This window comes from Phenylobacterium composti DSM 19425 (assembly GCF_059568645.1).
Genome location: NZ_JCANTT010000020.1, coordinates 1 through 18,450 on the forward strand (window position 1 = coordinate 1; position 18,450 = coordinate 18,450).

General features: G+C 71.8%; 23 protein-coding genes. 7 read left to right on the top strand and 16 right to left on the bottom strand.

Features of this window, described 5'->3' with window-relative positions; all coding sequences use genetic code 11:
* Positions 1-63 precede the first annotated feature (63 nt).
* The 10 genes from BO64_RS15400 to BO64_RS15445 form a co-directional block, all read right to left on the bottom strand.
* Entirely contained in the window at positions 64-621 is a 558-nt protein-coding gene (locus tag BO64_RS15400; RefSeq protein WP_496401780.1) for a hypothetical protein, read from the bottom strand.
* Between the two features lie 183 nt (positions 622-804).
* Positions 805-1,263, bottom strand: coding sequence for a hypothetical protein (locus BO64_RS15405; RefSeq protein WP_496404194.1), 459 nt, complete (start codon positions 1,261-1,263; stop codon positions 805-807).
* Positions 1,260-1,874, bottom strand: a complete 615-nt coding sequence (locus BO64_RS15410; RefSeq protein ID WP_496404195.1) for a response regulator — start codon at positions 1,872-1,874, stop codon at positions 1,260-1,262. Before BO64_RS15410 ends, BO64_RS15405 begins: the two co-directional genes overlap by 4 nt.
* A gap of 195 nt (positions 1,875-2,069) precedes the next feature.
* Positions 2,070-2,474, bottom strand: coding sequence for an EVE domain-containing protein (locus BO64_RS15415; RefSeq protein WP_496404196.1), 405 nt, complete (start codon positions 2,472-2,474; stop codon positions 2,070-2,072).
* A 24-nt stretch (positions 2,475-2,498) separates the two neighbouring features.
* Positions 2,499-3,551, bottom strand: a complete 1,053-nt coding sequence (gene leuB, locus BO64_RS15420) for a 3-isopropylmalate dehydrogenase (protein ID WP_496404197.1) — start codon at positions 3,549-3,551, stop codon at positions 2,499-2,501.
* 15 nt (positions 3,552-3,566) lie between these two features.
* A complete protein-coding gene (locus BO64_RS15425; protein WP_496404198.1) occupies positions 3,567-3,869 on the bottom strand; it encodes a putative quinol monooxygenase in 303 nt (100 codons plus the stop codon).
* Positions 3,866-4,477: a 3-isopropylmalate dehydratase small subunit gene (gene leuD / locus BO64_RS15430; RefSeq protein ID WP_496404199.1), complete on the bottom strand. Its 612-nt coding sequence runs from the start codon at positions 4,475-4,477 to the stop codon at positions 3,866-3,868. Before leuD ends, BO64_RS15425 begins: the two co-directional genes overlap by 4 nt.
* On the bottom strand, positions 4,477-5,373 hold the full coding sequence (locus tag BO64_RS15435; RefSeq protein WP_496404200.1) for a VOC family protein: 897 nt from the start codon (positions 5,371-5,373) through the stop codon (positions 4,477-4,479). The genes leuD and BO64_RS15435 overlap by 1 nt, the downstream gene beginning before the upstream one ends.
* Complete coding sequence (gene leuC, locus BO64_RS15440) at positions 5,370-6,779, bottom strand: 3-isopropylmalate dehydratase large subunit (RefSeq protein WP_496404201.1); 1,410 nt, start codon at positions 6,777-6,779, stop codon at positions 5,370-5,372. Before leuC ends, BO64_RS15435 begins: the two co-directional genes overlap by 4 nt.
* Positions 6,780-6,900: 121 nt before the next feature.
* On the bottom strand, positions 6,901-7,863 hold the full coding sequence (locus BO64_RS15445; protein WP_496404202.1) for an NAD-dependent epimerase/dehydratase family protein: 963 nt from the start codon (positions 7,861-7,863) through the stop codon (positions 6,901-6,903).
* Between the two features lie 89 nt (positions 7,864-7,952).
* Here BO64_RS15445 and BO64_RS15450 point away from each other — a divergent pair, with 89 nt between their 5' ends.
* Together BO64_RS15450 and BO64_RS15455 are read left to right on the top strand one after the other, a co-directional pair.
* Positions 7,953-8,846, top strand: coding sequence for a LysR family transcriptional regulator (locus tag BO64_RS15450; RefSeq protein WP_496404203.1), 894 nt, complete (start codon positions 7,953-7,955; stop codon positions 8,844-8,846).
* 161 nt (positions 8,847-9,007) lie between these two features.
* Positions 9,008-9,493 (top strand): hypothetical protein, encoded by a 486-nt coding sequence (locus BO64_RS15455; RefSeq protein WP_496404204.1) that lies wholly within the window; start codon positions 9,008-9,010, stop codon positions 9,491-9,493.
* A gap of 87 nt (positions 9,494-9,580) precedes the next feature.
* Here the strand turns inward: BO64_RS15455 and rplS are convergent, their stop codons facing one another.
* Both rplS and trmD read right to left on the bottom strand, forming a co-directional pair.
* Positions 9,581-9,997, bottom strand: a complete 417-nt coding sequence (gene rplS, locus BO64_RS15460; RefSeq protein WP_496404205.1) for a 50S ribosomal protein L19 — start codon at positions 9,995-9,997, stop codon at positions 9,581-9,583.
* Positions 9,998-10,018: 21 nt separating this feature from the next.
* Entirely contained in the window at positions 10,019-10,729 is a 711-nt protein-coding gene (gene trmD / locus BO64_RS15465) for a tRNA (guanosine(37)-N1)-methyltransferase TrmD (RefSeq protein WP_496404206.1), read from the bottom strand.
* 108 nt (positions 10,730-10,837) lie between these two features.
* On the opposite strand from trmD, the gene BO64_RS15470 reads away from it, so the two are divergent.
* The gene (locus BO64_RS15470; protein ID WP_496404207.1) at positions 10,838-11,719 is read left to right on the top strand and encodes an acyl-CoA thioesterase; all 882 of its coding nucleotides are present in this window, start codon (positions 10,838-10,840) and stop codon (positions 11,717-11,719) included.
* Positions 11,720-11,806: 87 nt separating this feature from the next.
* On the opposite strand, the gene rimM is transcribed toward BO64_RS15470, so the two are convergent.
* The 3 genes from rimM to ffh are packed head-to-tail and all read right to left on the bottom strand — an operon-like array spanning position 11,807 to position 14,347.
* Positions 11,807-12,328, bottom strand: a complete 522-nt coding sequence (rimM, locus tag BO64_RS15475; protein ID WP_496404208.1) for a ribosome maturation factor RimM — start codon at positions 12,326-12,328, stop codon at positions 11,807-11,809.
* Between the two features lie 9 nt (positions 12,329-12,337).
* Positions 12,338-12,802: a 30S ribosomal protein S16 gene (gene rpsP / locus BO64_RS15480; RefSeq protein WP_496404209.1), complete on the bottom strand. Its 465-nt coding sequence runs from the start codon at positions 12,800-12,802 to the stop codon at positions 12,338-12,340.
* A gap of 24 nt (positions 12,803-12,826) precedes the next feature.
* Entirely contained in the window at positions 12,827-14,347 is a 1,521-nt protein-coding gene (gene ffh, locus BO64_RS15485; protein WP_496404210.1) for a signal recognition particle protein, read from the bottom strand.
* Between the two features lie 281 nt (positions 14,348-14,628).
* Here ffh and BO64_RS15490 point away from each other — a divergent pair, with 281 nt between their 5' ends.
* Together BO64_RS15490 and BO64_RS15495 are read left to right on the top strand one after the other, a co-directional pair.
* Positions 14,629-15,165 (top strand): methylated-DNA--[protein]-cysteine S-methyltransferase, encoded by a 537-nt coding sequence (locus tag BO64_RS15490; protein WP_496404211.1) that lies wholly within the window; start codon positions 14,629-14,631, stop codon positions 15,163-15,165.
* A 79-nt stretch (positions 15,166-15,244) separates the two neighbouring features.
* A complete protein-coding gene (locus BO64_RS15495; protein ID WP_496404212.1) occupies positions 15,245-16,096 on the top strand; it encodes a glutamate racemase in 852 nt (283 codons plus the stop codon).
* Here the strand turns inward: BO64_RS15495 and BO64_RS15500 are convergent.
* Positions 16,077-16,313, bottom strand: coding sequence for a hypothetical protein (locus tag BO64_RS15500; RefSeq protein WP_496404213.1), 237 nt, complete (start codon positions 16,311-16,313; stop codon positions 16,077-16,079). The two genes, BO64_RS15495 and BO64_RS15500, sit on opposite strands and share 20 nt — an antisense overlap.
* A 36-nt stretch (positions 16,314-16,349) precedes the next feature.
* On the opposite strand from BO64_RS15500, the gene BO64_RS15505 reads away from it, so the two are divergent.
* Together BO64_RS15505 and BO64_RS15510 are read left to right on the top strand one after the other, a co-directional pair.
* Positions 16,350-17,240, top strand: coding sequence for an aminotransferase-like domain-containing protein (locus BO64_RS15505; protein ID WP_496404214.1), 891 nt, complete (start codon positions 16,350-16,352; stop codon positions 17,238-17,240).
* A 157-nt stretch (positions 17,241-17,397) separates the two neighbouring features.
* A complete protein-coding gene (locus BO64_RS15510; RefSeq protein WP_496404337.1) occupies positions 17,398-18,294 on the top strand; it encodes a hydrogen peroxide-inducible genes activator in 897 nt (298 codons plus the stop codon).
* Positions 18,295-18,450: the final 156 nt, after the last annotated feature.

An 18,450-nucleotide genomic window follows, 5' to 3' on the forward strand; every position in this document is an offset into this window, starting at 1 on the left:
TGGGGGGAGTTGTCGCGACAGCGGCTGAGGGGGTGATGTGCGGCGGGAAGGGAGCGCGCGCCCTTAAGGGGGCGCTGGGGCGGGGGCACTGGCCTGGGGGCGGTCCCCGCCGGGCGGTGGGGCCATGGCCGCCGAAGGCCCGGGGCGGCCCGGGGGCCGGCTGAAGCCGAGCTTCTGGATGAGGCGGTCGGCCTGGGCTTCGAGGGGAAGGGCGCGGAAGTCGGGGTCGAGGGCCTCGAGGTCCATGAGATGCTCGAGGCGGTCGGCGAAGTCGTCCTCGTCCTCGGTCTCCCAGTCGATCTCGTTCCAGACGAGGGTCTCGACGCGGCTGCGCACGGCGTCCCAGTGGCGGGCGCTGGCGCGGTCGCGGGCGTCCTCGGCGATGCGGGCTTCCTCGCGCTGGAGGGCGCGGACGTCCTTCCGGATCTTCACGCGCAGGGCGTAGGTGAGGCGGATGGAGCGGCCGGTCCCTTCGAGGGCCTTGGCGAGGCCTTCGAGTTCGGAAGCGTCTTCGGTGGCCTGGGCAACCCTGTGGAGGCGATCGGCGAGGTCGAGCTGGAGCTGGGCCACATGGGCGAGGCCTGCGTCCATCTCCTCCAGCAGCTGGGCGTCGCTCACCATGAACGAAAAGAGAACACCGATCGGCCGCAAAGTCAAGTCAAACCGTGCGGATGCTTCCCCTGACGGGGCTGCCCGGAGCGGCTAAGGGACGATCGGGGCGGACCAAGAAGGCGGAGAGCTGGCCCCGGGCGCGCCCCGTCCAGCCCTGCGGGCCGCATCCCCGGAGGGAGAACCTTCGGCCGGTCAGGCGTAGTGGGCGGAGACCTTGCGGAGGCCGTCGAGGACGGGGCGGGCGTCGTCCTGGGAGAGGCCGGGCGCCATGAGCAGGCGCCAGGCGCGCAGGTGGACGCCCACCGCCTCCGCGTCGTAGCGGCCGCTGGTGCGCAGGTGGTCGATGAGGTCGCAGAGGCTGGTGAGGGCCTCGTCCACGCCTGGGCAGCCGCAGACGGCGCCGGCGCCGATGCCGCGCACGGCCACGGCGTAGAGGTCGGCGAGCCCCCCGTCGTTGAAGGCCGGGCCAAGGTCGGCGAAGACCGCCTCGGCGTCGGCGAGCAGATTGGCCAACTCCTCCAGGCAGCGGGGCTTGAGCGTCGCAAGGCCGGCCTCGGCGCGCTCCAGGGCGTCGGCGACGGCGAGGCCCCCGGGGGTCTTCAGGATCTCGGTGAGCCGGATCTTGGGAAAGACGAAACGGACGTGACTCATGAGGCCTGGCGCACCTCCGGCTGCGGGAGGGGGGCGCAGGCCTGGGCCTCGGCGGTCTGCTGCGCCGCGGCCTGCTGCCCTGCGGTCTGGGCGGCGATGAGGTCCTCCCGGCGCCGGCCGACGCCGTCCGGCGGGCCGTCGTTGCGGAAGCGGCGGTCGGGACCGACGTAACTGCCGGAGAACAGGAACGGCCGGCCCTCCCGGGCCACCCAGAGGATGCGCTCCAGCATCACCTTGGGGGCGATGGGCTTCTTGATGATGATGTGGCCGCCGCAGTCCCGGGCCCGGACCACGTCGCTCGCCGGGGTGTGGGCGGTGGTGATCAGCACCGGGGTGTAGCAGTTGGGCTCGCGGGCCTCGGTGCGCAGCCAGCGCACGAAGTCATAGCCCTCGCCGGTGGGGGCCATGCCGTCGACGATGGCGAGGTCGATCTCGTAGTTGAGGACGACCTCCCGGGCCTGCTCCACGGTGGCGCAGCGGTAGAGGGTCTTGGCGCCCAGGCCGGTGACGATCTGCACCAGGATCGACATGCCGAGCGGCGTGGCGTCGAGCAGCAGCACCGCGGCCCGTTCCAGGTTGAAGCGCGCCCGGGACGTGGCGTCGAGCGACATGGACTGACCGACCTCCCCCGTATCGACCCGACGACCTCGGCCGACACGCCGGCGGGCCTGAACCACTGGGAAAAGCCTAGCCTTGGGGTCAGTTAACACAGGCTTTCCGGGCGCCGGGGGGTGGTGCAACCCTGGGGCGAACTCTGCGCGCCCTGGGCGATTTCGCACCCACAATGAGTAAGCCGGGCCCCCGGCCTAGCCGGCCATCCCCAGGATCACGGACCACTCGTCGTCGGTCACGGGCGAGACCGACAGGCGCGACTGGCGGATCATCGCCATGCCGGCGAGGGCGGGCTCGGCCTTCATGGCGGACAGGGTCACGGGCGCCTTCAGCGGCCGCACGGGCTCGAGCTCCACGGCCACGAAGCGGCCCGACGGGTCGGTGGCGTCGGGGAAGGCCTCCCTGGACACCCGGGCGATCCCCACCACGGCCAGGCCTTCCTGGGAGTGGTAGAAGAGCACCTCGTCCCCGACCTTCATGGCCTTCAGGTGGAGGGCGGCGGCGTTGTTGCGCACCCCGTCCCAGACGGTGCGGCCGTCCCGCTGGAGGTCTTCGAAGCTGTAGGTGTTCGGTTCCGACTTCACCAGCCAACGGGCCATGCCGCGCGCCTTTCCCAGCCTGTCCTAGAGCTCGGCGAGCACCGCCTCGCCCATCTCGACCGTGGAGAGCTTACCGCCGATGTCCGGCGTGCGCGCGCCCTTCTCGAGGGCCCGGTTCACCGCCGCGAACAGCCGGTCGGCGGCCTCGGGCCGGTCCAGGGACCAGCGCAGGGCCATTTCGAACGACAGGATGGCGGCGAGGGGATTGGCCACGCCCTTGCCGGCGATGTCGGGGGCCGAGCCGTGGATCGGCTCATAGAGGCCGGGCGTCCCGGGGGCGCCAAGGGCGGCCGAGGGCAGCATGCCGAGGGAGCCGGTGAGCTGGGCCGCGGCGTCGGAGAGGATGTCGCCGAACAGGTTGTCGGTGAGCAGGACGTCGAACTGCTTGGGCGCCTTGACGATCTGCATGGCGGCGTTGTCGGCCAGGATGTGGGTGAGCTCCACATCGGCGTATTCGCGCCGGTGCAGGTCGGTGACCACCTCGCGCCAGAGCAGGCCGGAATCCATGACGTTGGACTTCTCGGCGCTGGCCACCTTGTTGCGGCGGCCCCGGGCGAGTTCGAAGGCCACCCGGGCCACCCGCTCGATCTCGGCGGTGGTGTAGACCTGGGTGTCGACGGCGCGCTTGCCGCCGTCGGGCAGCTCCTCGATGAAGCGCGGCTCGCCGAAATAGATGCCGCCGGTGAGCTCGCGGACGATCATGAAGTCCAGGCCCTCGACCAGCTCGCGCTTGAGGCTGGAGGCGTCGGCCAGAGGGCCGAAGCAGAGGGCCGGGCGCAGGTTGGCGTAGACGCCCATCCCGGCGCGCAGGGCGAGGAGGCCCGCTTCGGGCCGCTTGTCGCGAGGGACGCCGGCCCACTTGGGCCCGCCCACGGCGCCCATCAGCACGGCGCGGGCGGCCTTGGCGGCGGCCAGGGCCTCGTCGGTGAGGGGAACGCCGTGCAGGTCGTAGCTCGTCCCGCCGAACGGCCGCTCGTCGATGACGAGGTCGGGGGTGAGGGCGGCCGCCACGCGGCGCACCTCGGCGGTCACTTCCGGCCCGATCCCGTCGCCGGGCAGGAGGAGCAAGTCGGTCATCGTCAGTCCTGAAGGCTAGAGCGGCGTTTCGGCCGCGACGTCGTAGAGGGTGAGGCTGCGGTCGGAAACCCCGTGGGCGGGCCAGGCGGCGCGCCAGTCCGCCAGGTGCGGGGCGGCCAGGTGGGCCTCGAGGGCGGCGCGGTCGCGCCAGGCCTCGAAGACGCGGATCAGGCCCGGCTGCTCCACGTCTTCGGCATAGGAATAGGCGAGGTAGCCGTCCTCGGTGCGGCTGGCGGCCAGCATGGCCAGCATGTGCGGGCGGAAGGCCGCGAGGTTTTCCGGCGGCACGCGGATCGTGCCGGCGACCACCACGGTCATGCGTCTTCCAGCCAGGGCTGGGCGAGGGCGCGCTTCATCTCATAGAGGTCGATCTGGTCCTTGGCCTGGAGGGTCTCGCCGATGGCGTCGAGGCCGCGCAGCATCTTGTCCTTGCGCTTGGGATCGATGTCGAAGTCGAAGACGGCGCCGGACGGGGCGGTGACGGTCTGGGCCTCCAGGTCCACCGAGCAGACGTGGTTGCCGCCCCGGGCCTCGTCCATCAGCTGCTGCACCTCCTCAGCCTTGAGGACCACCGGCAGCAGGCCGTTCTGGAAGCAGTTGTTGTAGAAGATGTCGGCGAAGCTGGTGGAGATCACGCAGCGGATGCCGAAGTCCATGAGCGCCCAGGGGGCGTGCTCGCGGGACGAGCCGCAGCCGAAGTTGTCGCCGGCCACCAGCACCCCGGCGCCCTTGTACTCGGGACGATTGAGGACGAAGTCCGGCTTTTCCCGGCCCTCCTCGTCGAAGCGGAAGTCGTAGAACAGGCCGCGGGCCAGGCCCGTGCGCTCCACCCCCTTGAGGAACTGCTTGGGGATGATCTGGTCGGTGTCGATGTTGGCCAGGGGCAGGGGCGCGACCTTGGCGTCGAGGCGGGTGAAGGCTTCCATCAGGCAGGTTCCAGTGCGCGGTCTTGGGCAGGCTCAGCGCTGAGCATCAGGGTCGGCACGCCCGCGGGGGCGTTGCGGACGGTGAACACCTTGGTGCCGGGCTTGCGGCCCGGGCGGACCTCGGAGACATCGAAGCCGGCGGCGACGATCCGCGCCCGGGCGGCGTCGGGGTCGGCGATGCGCCAGGCCAGGCCGCCGAACCGGTCGGGGGCGTCGGTGGGCGGCTCGCCAAGCCGGGCGGCGATCTCGATGACGGCGTCTCCGACGCGGAAGAACAGCTGGCGGGCGTTCCAGCGGGGATTCTCGCGGTCGAGGCGCAGGTCGAGGCCCAGGCGGGCGCCATAGATGGCCAGGGCCCGGTCGAGGTTCCCCGTGTGGATCACCACGTGGTCGAGGGCGGCCACGGCGCTTCCCGGGCCCGCGTCGGCGGCGGGTTCGGAGAGCGGCCAGGGCCGGCCGTCGCGCGGCGGGGCGATCAGCAGCACCTGCAGGCTGGCGGTGGCCGAGACGGCGGGATGGGCGCCCAGCCAGTAGCGCTTGCGGCCGTCGTCGTGGGTGGAGCGAGTGAGCGAGGGCTCGGGCGTGGCGAGGCCCCGGCGGGCGGCCAGCCGGGCGAAGGGCGCAAGGTCGCCCTCCACCTGGCCGACGGTGAAGGCGAGGGCCCAGATCCCTTCGCCCTGGGCGTCCAGATGGGCCCGCAGGCGCTGGCCGAAGGCGCCTTCGCCGTGGGGGGCGATGACGTCGAGGGCCATGTTCGGGAACTGGAACCAGGCGTGGCGGGCGCCGCCGTCGCCGCCGATCCAGTTGGGGGCCACGCCCAGGAGGCGCGCATAGCCCTCGACCGCGGCGTCGAGGTCGCGGACCGCGAGCGCGACGTGGTCGAGGGCGGTGATCACAGGAAGTCCCGGACGTCCGCGATGTGGCCGGCGACCGCGGCGGCGGCGGCCATGGCCGGGCTCATCAGGTGGGTGCGCCCGCCGCGGCCCTGGCGGCCCTCGAAGTTGCGGTTCGAGGTGGAGGCGCAGCGCTCGCCGGGGGCGAGGCGGTCGGGGTTCATGCCCAGGCACATGGAACAGCCCGGCTCGCGCCAGTCGAAGCCGGCGGCCTTGAACACCTGGTCCAGGCCCTCGGCCTCGGCCTGTTCGCGCACCAGGCCCGAGCCCGGCACCACCATGGCCCGGACGCCGGGGGCGACCTTGCGGCCCTCCAGGACCTTCGCGGCGGCCCGCAGGTCCTCGATCCGGCTGTTGGTGCACGAGCCGATGAACACCACGTCGATCCGGGCGTCGGTGATCGCCTGGCCGGGGACGAGGCCCATGTACTCGAGCGCCCGGGCGGCCGAGGCCCGCTTGTCGGGGGTGGCGAAGCTGTCCGGCGAGGGGACGGTGGCGGTGACCGCGATCACGTCCTCGGGGCTGGTGCCCCAGGTGACGGTGGGGGCGATCTTGGCCGCGTCCAGCACGATCTCGCGGTCGAAGACGGCGTCCTCGTCGGTGAAGAAGGTCTTCCAGTAGTCGAGGGCCATCTCCCAGGCGCCGCCCTTGGGCGCGGCCGGGCGGCCCTTGAGGTAGTCGAAGGTGGTCTGGTCAGGGGCGACCAGGCCGGCCTTGGCGCCGCCCTCGATGGTGAGGTTGCAGAGCGTCATCCGCCCTTCCATCGACAGGGCCCGGACGGCCGAGCCGGCGTATTCGATGACATAGCCGGTGCCGCCGGCGGTGCCGATCTCGCCGATGACGGCCAGGGCGAAGTCCTTGGCGCCGACGCCGGGGGCGGGCTCGCCCTCGATGCGCACGCGCATGTTCTTGGCCTTCTTCTGGCGCAGGGTCTGGGTGGCCAGGACATGCTCGACCTCGGACGTGCCGATGCCGTGGGCCAGGGCCCCGAAGGCGCCGTGGGTCGAGGTGTGGGAGTCGCCGCAGACGATGGTCATGCCCGGCTGGGTGCGGCCCTGCTCGGGGCCGACCACATGGACGATGCCGTTCCGCACGTCGCCCATGGGGAAGTATTCGATGCCGTGCTCGGCGACGTTGCGGCCCAGGGTCTGCAGCTGGATGCGGGCCTCCTCGTCGGCGACCGCGTCCACGCCCAGGGCCTGGCCCTCGGTGGGGACGTTGTGGTCGGCGACGGCGAGGGTGCGGTCGGGCCGGCGCACGGGACGGCCGGCGAGGCGGAGCCCGGCGAAGGCCTGGGGCGTGGTCACCTCATGGATCAGGTGCAGGTCGATGTAGAGGATCGCCTCGCCGTCCTGTTCGGCGACGACGTGGGCGTCCCAGATCTTGTCGTAGAGGGTCTTGCCGGGCATGGGGCGCATCTAGGTCGGCGGGGGCGCGCACGTCTAGTGCCGCGGCGCCGCAATCGGCCGGGTTCTGCGGCAAATTTCTGCCTCTGGCGGCCTCTGGCGGCTCTGGCGGGCTTGGGCGGGGTCAGGCCGCCAGGCGGGCGGGCGCGGGCAAGGAGCCCTGGCCGGCGAGGGTGGCGCGCAGGGCCTCGGCGAGCGGCGTGCGCGGCTCGGCGCCCAGGGCGGCGACGAGGCGGTCGTTGGCGAGCAGCACCGGCCGTCGCCAGAGGTAGCGCAGCTCGCGCATCTCCCTGAAGGTTTCGTTGAACGGGGCGCAGGCCTCAAGGGCCCACCAGGGCAGGCGGCGGACGGCGAGGGAGCGGTCCGCCACGGTCTCCAGGGCGGCGACGAGTTCGCGGCCGGTGAGGGCATGGCCGGCGAGGTGGAAGTCGGCGATGTCCGGGAGCGGGAGGCCCAGCAGGCGCACGAAGGCGTCGGCCACGTCGGGCAGGAAGGCCCAGGCGTGGCGCACGTCCAGGGGGCCGGGATAGGTGACCGCCGTCAGCGGCCGGCCGGGCGGGACGAGGACCTGGCTGAACCAGCTGGCGCCCGCCCGGGGGCCGAAGACATCGCCGGCCCGGACCAGCAGGACGGGGACCCCGGCCGTGCGGAGCGTCTCTTCCATCCGCGCGCGGATGGCGCCCTTGCGGGTGAGCGGCCGCTGGGGGGCGTCCTCGGCGATGCGCGGGAAGGCGTCGGGCCCGTAGTTGTAGACCGTGCCCGGGAACAGCAGCCGCGCCCCGGCGGCGCGGGCGGCGGCGATGCTGGAGGCCAGCATGGGCGCCTGGAGCCGGGCCCAGTTCCGGTAGCCCGGCGGGTTCACCGCATGGACCACGATCTCCGCCCCGTCGGCGGCGGCGACGATGGCGGCCTGGTCGAGGGCGTCGCCCAGGACCCAGTCGAGATGAGGGCGGCCGCGTGTGGCCCGGGCGCGGTCAGGATCGCGGTGCGGGGCGCGCACGCGCCAGCCGTCGGCGATGAGGCGGTCGGCGAGGGCGCCGCCGATCCCGCCGGTGGCGCCGATCACGAGGGCGAGGGGCCTGGTCATGGGGAAACCTCCGTCTTTCGCGGCAGAGGTGCGGCGCCGCCGAGTGAAACGGAATTGCCGAAGCCGGTAGAACAGCTATTCATTGGCGCATGACGTCGACCCCCGACTGGGACCTTCTGCAGAGCCTGCACGCGGTGCTGGAGGCCGGCAGCTTCTCGGCGGCGGCGCGGCTGCGGCGTCTGACCCAGCCGACGCTCGGGCGGCACATCGACCAGCTGGAGCGGCAGCTGGGCGCGCCCCTCTTCGTGCGCAGCCCGCGGGGCCTGCAGCCCACCGATCTCGCCCTCGCCCTGCGGCCGCACCTGGCGGACATGTCGGCGGCGGGGGCGGCGGCGGCCCGGGACATCGGCGGCCTGGTCAGCGGCGAAGGCGGCGTGGTGCGGGTGACGGTGAGCGAGGTGGTGGGGATCGAAGTGGTCCCGCCGATGCTCGCCCGGTTCATGGCCCAGCATCCCGGGGTGCAGGTGGAGCTGGCGCTCAGCAACAAGAACGAGGACCTCAGCCGGCGCGACGCGGACGTGGCGGTGCGCATGGCGCGGCCGACCCAGAACAGCGTGGTGGCCAAGAAGGTGGGCGAGGTGGCCCTCGGATTTCACGCCGCGCCCGACTACCTGGCGCGCCGGCCGCCGCCGAAGGACTTCGAGGATCTGGCGGGGCACGTGCTGATCGGCTTCGACCGCAACATCCCGGAACTGGCCAAGGAGCTGTCGGTGGGCCGGCCGATCAGCCGCGACCTCTTCGCCTACCGGACCGACAACGACATGGCCCAGCTCGCCGCCATCCGGGCCGGGGTCGGGATCGGCGTCTGCCAGCGGCAGATCGGCCGCCGCTACGGCCTGACGCCGGTGCTGCCGGAACTGTTCGGCTTCTCCCTCGACCTGTGGATCTGCATGCACGAGACCCTGCGGGGCTCGCCGCGGATGCGGCTGATCTTCGACCACCTGGCCGCCGAGTTCGCGGCCTATGCGGCGGAGGAAGCCTAGGCGGCCTGGCTCGCGCCGGCCACGGCCAGACCGTAGCGGATGTCGTCCCGGCCGAGCATGCCGTGCGCTGCGTTCTTGCAGGGCGGGTATGCAACATCTCGGATTTCAGCGTTCTCCAGGGTGGCCTAGTTGGGCGGCTCCTTCAGAGACGGAGCCCTTCCATGATCTTCCACATCTCCATCGACGCCGACGATCCGCCGCGGGTGGCCCGGGCCCTGGCGCGGCTCTGGCGGGCCGAGGCCCTGCCGTTTCCGCCGGTGGGCGAGGCGTCGCTGATCGTCCTGGCCGACGACGGGCGCAACAGCGCCATCGAGGTCTATCCCCGGGGGGTCGAGCTGCATCCGGCCCCGGGCGACGCCGACGCCCAGGGGGTGATCAATCCGCAGGCCAGCGGCCACTCGGCCACCCATGTGGCCATCGCCACCCCGCTGCCCGAGGCCGAGGTCTTCGCCCTCGCCGCCGAGAACGGCTGGCAGGCCAAGTATCGCAAGCGCGGCGGCGCGTTCGGGGTGATCGAGTTCTGGGTCGAGAACCGCTTCATGGTCGAGGTGCTGACGGCGCAGATGCAGGCGGAATACCTGGCGACCATGACCCCCGCCGGCTGGCGGGCGGCGCTGGAGGCGGCCGCCCCCGCGGAGGCGGCGTGAGCCGGGGCGCGTAGCTGCCCCCTCGCAAAGCAAAACGGCGGCCGGATCGCTCCGGCCGCCGTCCTTATTCCTGAGGTCAGAAGGCCCTTAGGCTTCCGAAGCCGGCTCTTCCGCGGCGGCGGCCGGGGTTTCCTTGACCTGGGCGGTCATCTGACGCTCGGCGATCCGGGCCGACTTACCGCGACGGTCGCGCAGGTAGTACAGCTTGGCCCGGCGGACGACGCCGCGGCGCTTGACCTCGATGGATTCGATCATCGGCGACAGGATCGGGAACACCCGCTCCACGCCTTCGCCGAACGAAATCTTGCGGACGGTGAAGTTCTCGTCGACGCCCTGACCCGAGCGGGCGATGCAGACGCCCTCATAGGCCTGAACGCGCTCGCGATCGCCTTCCTTGATGCGGACATTGACGCGCACGGTGTCGCCCGGACGGAATTCCGGAACCTTGCGCTGGGCCAGGAGGCGGTCGGCCTCTTCCTTACGGAGCTGTTCGATCACGTTCATGGTCGTCTTCCTTACTGGGCTTTACTCGCCCTTTGCCTGTTGATTGGCGAGCCGCTTCGCCCAGAGATCCGGACGCCGCTCCCGCGTGGTCAGTTCGCGCTGTTCCTGCCGCCAGCGGCGGATGGCCGCATGGTTGCCGGACAGCAGCACCTCGGGGATGTCGAGCCCTTCGAACGTCCGCGGCCTCGTGTACTGCGGATGTTCGAGGAGCCCGTCCTCGAAGCTTTCCTCACTCAAACTCTCGGCCTGCCCCAACACACCGGGCACGAGCCGTACACACGCTTCGATCACCACCATCGCCGCCGCCTCGCCGCCGGCGAGGACCGCGTCTCCGACGGAGACCTCCTCGAACCCGCGGGCGTCGAGCACCCGTTGGTCCACCCCTTCGAACCGACCGCACAGGACGATCAGCCCGGGCCCCTGGGCCCATTCACGCACGCGCGCCTGGGTCAGGGGCCGACCGCGGGCGCTCATGTACAAAAGCGGACGTTCGCGCCGCTCCACGCTGTCGAGCGCGGAGGCGATCACGTCGGCCCGCATTACCTGTCCAGGACCGCCACCCGCGGGGGTGTCGTCGAGGAAGCCGCGCTTATCCTTGGAAAAGCCGCGAATGTCCACAGTTTCCAGCGACCACAGGTCGGCCTCGCGCCAGGCGGTCCCGATCAGGGAAACCCCCAGCGGCCCCGGGAAGGCGTCGGGGAACATGGTCAGCACGGTGCAGTCGAAGGACATGGCCCGCGTCTAAGCGCCCGCCGAGCGCCGTTGGTCAACCCTTGCCGCTGCCCGGAGCCGGGCGTAATGCCTCTGCCCTTCGCAGTTGCAGCAAAAGGCCTGCCCGACATGGACACCCAGACGCTGATGCAGACGCTCCAGCTCGAACAGCTGGAGGTGAACCTCTTCCGGGGCACGACGCCCGAGGAGGAGTCCCGCGTCCGCATCTACGGCGGCCAGGTCATCGCCCAGTCGCTGCTGGCGGCCTACGCCACGGTGGAGGACCGGGTCTGCCACTCGCTGCACTGCTACTTCATCCGGCCGGGCGACCCGAACGTGCCGATCATCTTCGAGGTGGACCGGTCGCGGGACGGAGGCAGCTTCACCACCCGCCGGGTGATCGCCGTCCAGCACGGCCAGCAGATCTTCAACCTCGCCGCTTCGTTCCAGGTGGCCGAGGACGGCTTCGAGCACCAGTCGGAGATGCCGGCGGCGCCGCACTGGGACGAGGTCGAGGACGACCGCGAGGCGCAGCTGCGCCGCCTGGACAAGCTGTCGCCGGAGGTGCGGGCCGACCTCGCCAACTGGCTGGAGCGGCCGCAGCCGATCGAGATGCGCACGGTGGGCGGGCGGTTCGACATGTACCGGCCGACGCACCTGGAGCCGACCCAGCAGGTGTGGTTCCGGGCCAAGGACCCCATCGGCGACGACGACCGGATGCACCAGGTGATCCTGGCCTACGCCTCGGACATGAGCCTGCTGGGCACCAGCCTGCGGCCGCACGCGGTGAACTGGCGCACGCCGGGCATGCAGACGGCGAGCCTGGACCACGCCATGTGGTTCCATCGGCCGACCGACTTCAACGAATGGCACCTCTACCACCAGGAGGCGCCCTCCAGCTCGGGCGGTCGGGGCTTCAACCTCGGCCAGATCTACCGGGCCTCGGACGGGGCGCTGGTGGCGAGCTGCGCCCAGGAAGGGCTGATGCGGCTGCGCAAGCCGAGGGGCTGACGCCCGCGCCGCGGCGGGGCGGGGCTCCTCCCCCGCCGGACAGGGGAGGAGATCAGCCAGTCTGGGCCTATCGAGGCCGATCCGGGCCTATTCCGGGGCGTCTTCCGCCTCGATCTCGGCGGGACGGACGCCGACGATGACCCCCTCGGCGAGGCGCACCTCGGGGACCGCTTCCTTGGTGAAGGGCAGGTACCAGCTGGCGCCGGCGGGGGGCTGGACCTCCAGGAGGTCGCCGGCCCCGAAGTCCTGGACGGTCTTCACCCGGCCCAGGGGCTCGCCCTCGGGCGTGACCACGGACAGGCCGATCAGGTCGGTGATGTAGTATTCGTCCTCGTCCGGCTCGGGCAGGGCCGAGCGGGGCACGAAGAGCCTGAGCCCGCGCAGGGCCTCGGCCTGTTCGCGGGTCTCGACCTCGCTGGCGCGCACGACGAGACCGCCCTTCGCAGGGCGGCCCGACAGCAGGGTCAGCGCCGGAGCGCCGTCCTCGCGCTTGAGGTCACGGTAGTCCAGCAGCGCCGAGGGATCGGCCGTGTAGCTGGTGATGCGGACCTCGCCGCGGACGCCGAAGGCGCCCGCGACGCGGCCGACGAGGATCAGGCTGTCGCCCACCTCGCGGTCTTAGGCCTGAGCTTCGCCTTCGGCGGCGGCCGGGGCCTCTTCGGCCGGAGCCTCGGCGGCCGGGGCTTCCTCAGCCGGAGCGGCTTCCTCGGCCGGCTGGGCGGCGGCTTCGGCCTCGGCGGCGGCGCGTTCGGCTTCGCGCTGGGCGCGCTCTTCAGCGCGTTCCTTGGCCTTCTGGCCCGGCTCGCCCTTTTTCGGGTTGTTGCCCGCCTGCCACTTCACGAGGCCGAGCTTGCCGAGTTCGCGGGCGACGCGGTCGGTCGGCTGGGCGCCCTTGGCGAGCCATTCCTGGATGCGCTCCTGCTTCAGGACCACGCGGTTCGGGTCGTCCTTCTTCAGCAGCGGGTTGTAGGAGCCCACCTTCTCGATGAAGCGGCCGTCACGCGGGGCGTGGCTGTCGGCGATGACGATCGAGTAGTAGGGGCGCTTCTTGGCGCCGCCACGGGCGAGACGGATCTTCAGCATTAGTCGTGGTCCTTGGTCTGAAAGCTATTTCTTGAAGGGATTGACGCCCGGCGGCAGGCCGCCGCCGAGGCCGGGAAGCTTGAGGCCGCCGCCGCCCAGGCCGCCCATGCCCTTGAGGCGAGCTTGGAGCTCTTCCATCTGCTCGGGCGTCGGCGGGGCCTGGCCGGTGAGCTGGGCGATCTTGGCGGGATCGAGATTGCCGCCGCCCAGCATGCGGGCCATCTGGCCGAAGCCCTTGCCGCCGTTCTTCGACATCATCTTGAAGGCGTCGGCCATCTGACGGTGCTGCTTCAGCACCCGGTTGACCTCGGCCACGTCGACGCCGGCGCCGGCGGCGATGCGGCGCTTGCGCGAGGCCTGCAGAATCTCGGGCTTCTCCCGCTCGGCCTTGGTCATCGACGAGATGATGGCCAGCTGGCGGTCGAACATCTTGTCGGACAGGCCGCTCTCGGCGATCTGCCGCTTCATCTTCTGGACGCCGGGCAGCAGGCCCATCAGGCCTTCCATGCCGCCCATGCGCTTCATCTGGCGCAGCTGCTCGGCCATCATGTCGAGGTCGAAGCGGCCCTTGGCCAGCTTCTTGGCCATGGCCTCGGCCTTGGCCACGTCCAGCTCCTGGGCGGCCTTCTCGACGAGGGCGACCACGTCGCCGCGGCCGAGGATGCGGCCGGCCAGACGATGGGCGTCGAAGGCGTCGAGGCCGTCGATCTTCTCCGACACGCCGAGGAACTTGATCGGCAGGCCGGTGACGGCGCGCATGGACAGGGCCGCGCCGCCGCGGCCGTCGCCGTCGGCCCGGGTCAGGACCAGGCCGGTGAGGGGCAAGCGTTCGTGGAAGGCCTTGGCGGTGCGGACCGCGTCCTGGCCGGTGAGGGCGTCGGCGACGAGCAGGGTCTCGGACGGGTTCGAGATCTTCGCGATCTCGGCCGCCTCGGCCATCATCGCCTCGTCCAGGGTGGTGCGGCCGGCGGTGTCGAGGATCAGGACGTCATAGCCCTGGAGCCTGGCGGCCGAGAGGGCCCGACGGGCGATCTCGGGGGCGGGCTGGCCCGGCACGATCGGCAGGCTGTCGACGCCGGCCTGGGTCGCCAGCATGGCCAGCTGCTCCATGGCCGCCGGCCGGCGGGTGTCGAGCGAGGCCAGCAGGACCTTCTTGCGCTCCTTGGCGAGGCGCAGGGCGAGCTTGCCGGCGGTGGTGGTCTTGCCCGAGCCCTGGAGGCCGGCCATCAGGATGACCGTGGGCGGGTTGGCCGAGATGCGCAGGCCTTCCGGCTCGCCGCCGCCGCCGAGCATCTCGACGAGGCCGTCGTAGGTGATCTTGATCACCTGGTCGGCGGGCTTCACCGAGCGGATCACCGCCTCGCCGGCGGCGCGCTCCTTGGCCCTGTCGATGAATTGCCGGACCACCGGCAGGGCGACGTCGGCCTCGAGCAGGGCCACGCGCACCTCGCGCATGGCCTCGTCGATGTCCTTCTCGGACAGCACGCCGCGACCGGAAAGCCGGTCGAAGACGGATGTCAGCCGATCAGAAAGCGCGTCGAACAAATTCAGCTCCTATGGCCCCAAACGCGATCGACCCCCGTGGACGATTGCGTCGACGGGGGGCCTCGCCGCCCTCGTCCCATATGGTGATGGGGGTCGTGGCGGTAGAGGGCGCTGACCGAAATCAGGGCCGGAAGGGCGCGCTTATGCGCCTGTGGGTAAGTGAGAGTCAAGGAAACTGCGGTTCCCGGGGCCTTCCCCGTCCTTGGGTCGCCGCGGCGCCGCGGGTGGTCCATGTCCGAAAGCCGCCAGCGGATTTCGGCGGGCGGGCCTATCTTTCCGGCATGATCCAGTACGCCCTTTTCGAGACGGCCATCGGCGTCGGCGGGATCGCCTGGAGCCCGGCGGGGCTCGTGGGCTGCCACCTGCCCGAGCGCGAGGCCGAGACCGCCCGGCGCGGCCTTCTGCGGCGCTTTCCCGGGGCGGCGGAGGCCGAGATCCCCGCATCGCTGGCGGCCACGGTGGAGGGCGTGCGGGCCCTGCTGCGCGGCGAGAAGGCGGACCTGTCGGGGGCGCCGCTGGACCTCGGCCGCACGCCGCCGTTCCATGCGCGGGTCTATGAGATCGCCCGCACGATCCCGCCGGGCGAGACCCTGACCTATGGCGAGATCGCCGAGCGGCTGGGCGACCGGCTGCTGGCCCGGGACGTGGGTCAGGCGCTGGGCGCCAATCCCTGGGCGATCGTGGTCCCCTGCCACCGGGTCACGGCGGCGGGCGGCAAGCCCGGCGGCTTCTCGGCCCGGGGCGGGGTGGCGACCAAGCTGAAGCTGCTGGCGATCGAGGGGGTGAAGGCGGCGGCCCAGGGCGACCTGTTCGCGTGAGCGCGCCCGCCTCGTGCGCGGCGAAACGCGCCGCCGCAACGCCCTTTTCAGGCCCTCCGACGCCCTTTAAGCCAAGCGAATGGCCATCGGCGTATTCGACTCCGGCGTGGGCGGCCTGACCGTCCATCACAGGCTCGTGGAGCGCTTCCCCGAGGCCGACTTCATCTATCTGGGCGACCAGGCCAACGCTCCCTACGGCGGGCGGACCGGGGAGGAGATCGTCGAGCTCACCCGGGCCGGCTGCGTGCGGCTGTTCGAGGAAGGCTGCGACCTCGTGGTCCTGGCCTGCAACACCGCCGCCAGCGTCGCCCTGCGCCGCCTGCAGCAGACCTGGCTCCCCGACTACCGGCGGCGACTCGGCCGGCCGGTGAACGTGCTGGGCATCGTGGTGCCGACCATCGAGGCGGCCACCGGCCTGCCCTGGGAGCACGAGGCCGACCGGCGGGGCGAGAAGGTCGAGAAGCTGGACATCCTGGGGGTGTTCTCGACGCCGGCGACCAGCCGCAGCCGGGTCTATGAGATCGAGATCGACAAGCGCCGGCAGGACGTGGCGGTGTTCTCCGAACCCTGCCCGGACCTGGCGCGGCTGATCGAGGCGGGGGCGGCCCGGGACGACCTGGCGCAGGTGATCGAAGGGCATGTGAAGGCCCTGGCCACGCGCATCGGCCGCGCGCCCGACCGGGCCATCCTCGGCTGCACCCACTACGAGATCGTCGCCGACCTGTTCCAGGCCGCCCTGCCGCCGGGCACGCCGCTGATCCGCCAGCCGGAGGCCACCGCCGACGCCCTGGCCCGCTACCTGGAACGGCACCCGGAGCTGCGCGCGGGGGCGGGCGGCGTCCGGCGGTTCCTGACCACGGGCGAGCCCGGGGCGCAGAACAGCCTGGTGGAGACCTTCTGGGGCGCGCCGCTCAGCTTCGAGCCGGCCTGAGCGCAAGCGCCGCGTCGAGACGGACCCCGGGGCCGTAGGGGGCGAGGTCGTCGCCGGGAGAGCCGTCGCCGGGAGAGCCATCGCCGGGCGCGGGGCGCGCCGGGCCGAGGCGCATCTCCACTGGCAGGACGCCGGACCAGGCGGTCCAGCCCGGCTCGGCCGGGATGTCGTCGGGACCTGTGGCCTTCACCTTCGCCGAGGCTTCCTCGATCTCCATCCGCGCCTCCTGCTGCAGCCGGGCGATGCGGTGTGGATGGAGGACCCGGGCTATCCGCCTACCTGGCACGCCCTGAGCGCCGCCGGTGCGGAGCTGCACGCCGTGCCGGTGGACCGGGCCGGGCTCAATGTGGCGGCGGGCGTGGCGGCGGCGCCCAGGGCCAGGCTCGCCTTCGTGACGCCGTCGCAACAGTACCCGCTGGGGGTGACGCTCTCCATGGGCCGGCGGCTGGAGCTGCTGGCCTGGGCGCGGCAGGCGGGCGCCTGGATCGTCGACGACGACTACGCCTCGGAGTTCCGCTACTCGGGCCCGCCGCTGGCGGCGCTGCAGGGCCTCGATGGGGGCGAGCGGGTGATCTATGTGGGCACCCTCAACAAGGCGCTCTTCCCCGGCCTTCGCCTCGGCTACATGGTGGCGCCGCGCTCCCTGGCGGCGGCCCTGGCCAAGGCCCGTCAGCTCATCGACCGCCAGCCGCCGACCCTGACCCAGGCGGTGCTGCTGGACTTCATGGAGAGCGGCCAGTTCGCGGCCCATGTCCGGCGGCGGCGGCTGGCCTACCGGACCCAGCGCGACGCCCTGGCCGAGGCCCTGCGGGACAGGCTGTCCCACCGGCTCGAGATCGACGTCCCCGACCAGGGGATGCACCTGATGGCCTTCCTGAAGGACGGCGGCGACGACGTGGCGGTGGAGGCCGCGGCGGCGGCGCGGGGCGTCACCGCCCGGGCGATCGGCCCGCTCTATCGCCAGGCCCCGGCCCGGCCTGATGCTGGGCTTCACCGGCTCCGCGGCGCGCAGCATGGCGGGGGGCGTTGCGAGGCTCGCCCAGGCGTTCGCGGATCTGGAGGCTGGAACGTGATCTGCCCGGGGGTCGCTCTTGGGGGGAGGGAGGAGGGCGCGACCCCCGGGCGGCTGAAGCGCGGTGTGTGACACAACTTCAGGAGAGGCCGGACAGATCACGCGTCCGGCGTCGTGAGGAAGAGATAGGTCTCGGCCCGAGGAAAGGCCAATCGATTGTTTTTGGAAATCAGATAGGCGAAAGCTATCGTCCGGTTTTGGCGCCACAGCCCCAAGGTCTCGTCCCGTGATGCTGCCCACCATTCGCCAGCTGCAATATCTGAAGCTGCTCGCCGAGCACGGCACGTTCGGGCGCGCCGCCGAGGCCGCTCACGTCACCCAGCCGACCCTGTCCGCCGGCATCCAGGAGCTGGAGCGGACCCTGGGGGCGACGGTGGTGGACCGCGCCCGCTCGGGGGTGATCCTGACGCCGGTGGGCGAGGAGGCCCTGCGGCGGGCGACGGTGATCCTCAATGAGGCCGAGGAGCTGGTGGAGGCGGCCAAGAACGCCGGCCAGCCGCTCACCGGCCGCTTCCGGCTGGGCGTCATCCCGACCATCGCCCCGTTCCTGCTGCCCCGGGCCCTGCCGCTGCTGCGCGAGCGCTTCCCCAAGCTGCGGCTGTTCCTGCGCGAGGACCTGACCCAGCGGCTGATCACCCAGCTGAAGGCGGGGCGCCTGGATGCGGCGCTGATCGCCCTGCCGTTCGAGACCGCGGGCCTGGAGTGGGCGCATGTGGCCGACGACGAGCTGCTGGCGGCGGTGCCCGCCGACCACCCGCTGGCCAAGGGCAAGACCGCCAGCCCGGAGGCCCTGGAACAGGAGAACCTGATCCTGCTGGAGGACGGCCATTGCCTGCGGGCCCATGCCCTGTCGGCCTGCCGCCTGAACGCGCCGCGCTCGGCCGGGGGCGAGGAGCCCTTCGCCGCGACCTCCCTGCCCACGGTGATGCAGATGGTGGGCTCGGGCCTGGGGGTGACCTTCATCCCGAAGATGGCGGTGACGGCGGGCCTGGCCGACTCCGCCCCGGTGGCCGTGCGGCCGATCGAGACCGACCATCCCGCCCGGGAAATCGTGGTCGCCTGGCGCGCCGGCTCGAACCGTCGCGCCGAGGGCCGCCTGCTGGCCGAGGTGCTGCGGGAGGCCTAGGCCGCCCCGATCTATTTCGACTGTATCGAAAAATGTCTTCGCGCAGATACGATTTCGATGTATCTAAGATTTAGACATATCGAAATAGGATCTAAAATGAGACATGGATTTTCCGGACAACACCGCCCCCACCGCAGCCGTCATGGTTTTGGCGGC

Bases quoted from the DNA above. Each gene is read 5' to 3' on its own strand.
- BO64_RS15400 (WP_496401780.1), bottom strand. From the start codon at position 621: ATGGTGAGCGACGCCCAGCTGCTGGAGGAGATGGACGCAGGCCTCGCC.
- BO64_RS15405 (WP_496404194.1), bottom strand. From the start codon at position 1,263: ATGAGTCACGTCCGTTTCGTCTTTCCCAAGATCCGGCTCACCGAGATC.
- BO64_RS15410 (WP_496404195.1), bottom strand. From the start codon at position 1,874: ATGTCGCTCGACGCCACGTCCCGGGCGCGCTTCAACCTGGAACGGGCC.
- BO64_RS15415 (WP_496404196.1), bottom strand. From the start codon at position 2,474: ATGGCCCGTTGGCTGGTGAAGTCGGAACCGAACACCTACAGCTTCGAA.
- leuB (WP_496404197.1), bottom strand. From the start codon at position 3,551: ATGACCGACTTGCTCCTCCTGCCCGGCGACGGGATCGGGCCGGAAGTG.
- BO64_RS15425 (WP_496404198.1), bottom strand. From the start codon at position 3,869: ATGACCGTGGTGGTCGCCGGCACGATCCGCGTGCCGCCGGAAAACCTC.
- leuD (WP_496404199.1), bottom strand. From the start codon at position 4,477: ATGGAAGCCTTCACCCGCCTCGACGCCAAGGTCGCGCCCCTGCCCCTG.
- leuC (WP_496404201.1), bottom strand. From the start codon at position 6,779: ATGCCCGGCAAGACCCTCTACGACAAGATCTGGGACGCCCACGTCGTC.
- BO64_RS15445 (WP_496404202.1), bottom strand. From the start codon at position 7,863: ATGACCAGGCCCCTCGCCCTCGTGATCGGCGCCACCGGCGGGATCGGC.
- BO64_RS15450 (WP_496404203.1), top strand. From the start codon at position 7,953: ATGACGTCGACCCCCGACTGGGACCTTCTGCAGAGCCTGCACGCGGTG.
- BO64_RS15455 (WP_496404204.1), top strand. From the start codon at position 9,008: ATGATCTTCCACATCTCCATCGACGCCGACGATCCGCCGCGGGTGGCC.
- rplS (WP_496404205.1), bottom strand. From the start codon at position 9,997: ATGAACGTGATCGAACAGCTCCGTAAGGAAGAGGCCGACCGCCTCCTG.
- trmD (WP_496404206.1), bottom strand. From the start codon at position 10,729: ATGTCCTTCGACTGCACCGTGCTGACCATGTTCCCCGACGCCTTCCCG.
- BO64_RS15470 (WP_496404207.1), top strand. From the start codon at position 10,838: ATGGACACCCAGACGCTGATGCAGACGCTCCAGCTCGAACAGCTGGAG.
- rpsP (WP_496404209.1), bottom strand. From the start codon at position 12,802: ATGCTGAAGATCCGTCTCGCCCGTGGCGGCGCCAAGAAGCGCCCCTAC.
- BO64_RS15490 (WP_496404211.1), top strand. From the start codon at position 14,629: ATGATCCAGTACGCCCTTTTCGAGACGGCCATCGGCGTCGGCGGGATC.
- BO64_RS15495 (WP_496404212.1), top strand. From the start codon at position 15,245: ATGGCCATCGGCGTATTCGACTCCGGCGTGGGCGGCCTGACCGTCCAT.
- BO64_RS15500 (WP_496404213.1), bottom strand. From the start codon at position 16,313: ATGGAGATCGAGGAAGCCTCGGCGAAGGTGAAGGCCACAGGTCCCGAC.
- BO64_RS15505 (WP_496404214.1), top strand. From the start codon at position 16,350: ATGGAGGACCCGGGCTATCCGCCTACCTGGCACGCCCTGAGCGCCGCC.
- BO64_RS15510 (WP_496404337.1), top strand. From the start codon at position 17,398: ATGCTGCCCACCATTCGCCAGCTGCAATATCTGAAGCTGCTCGCCGAG.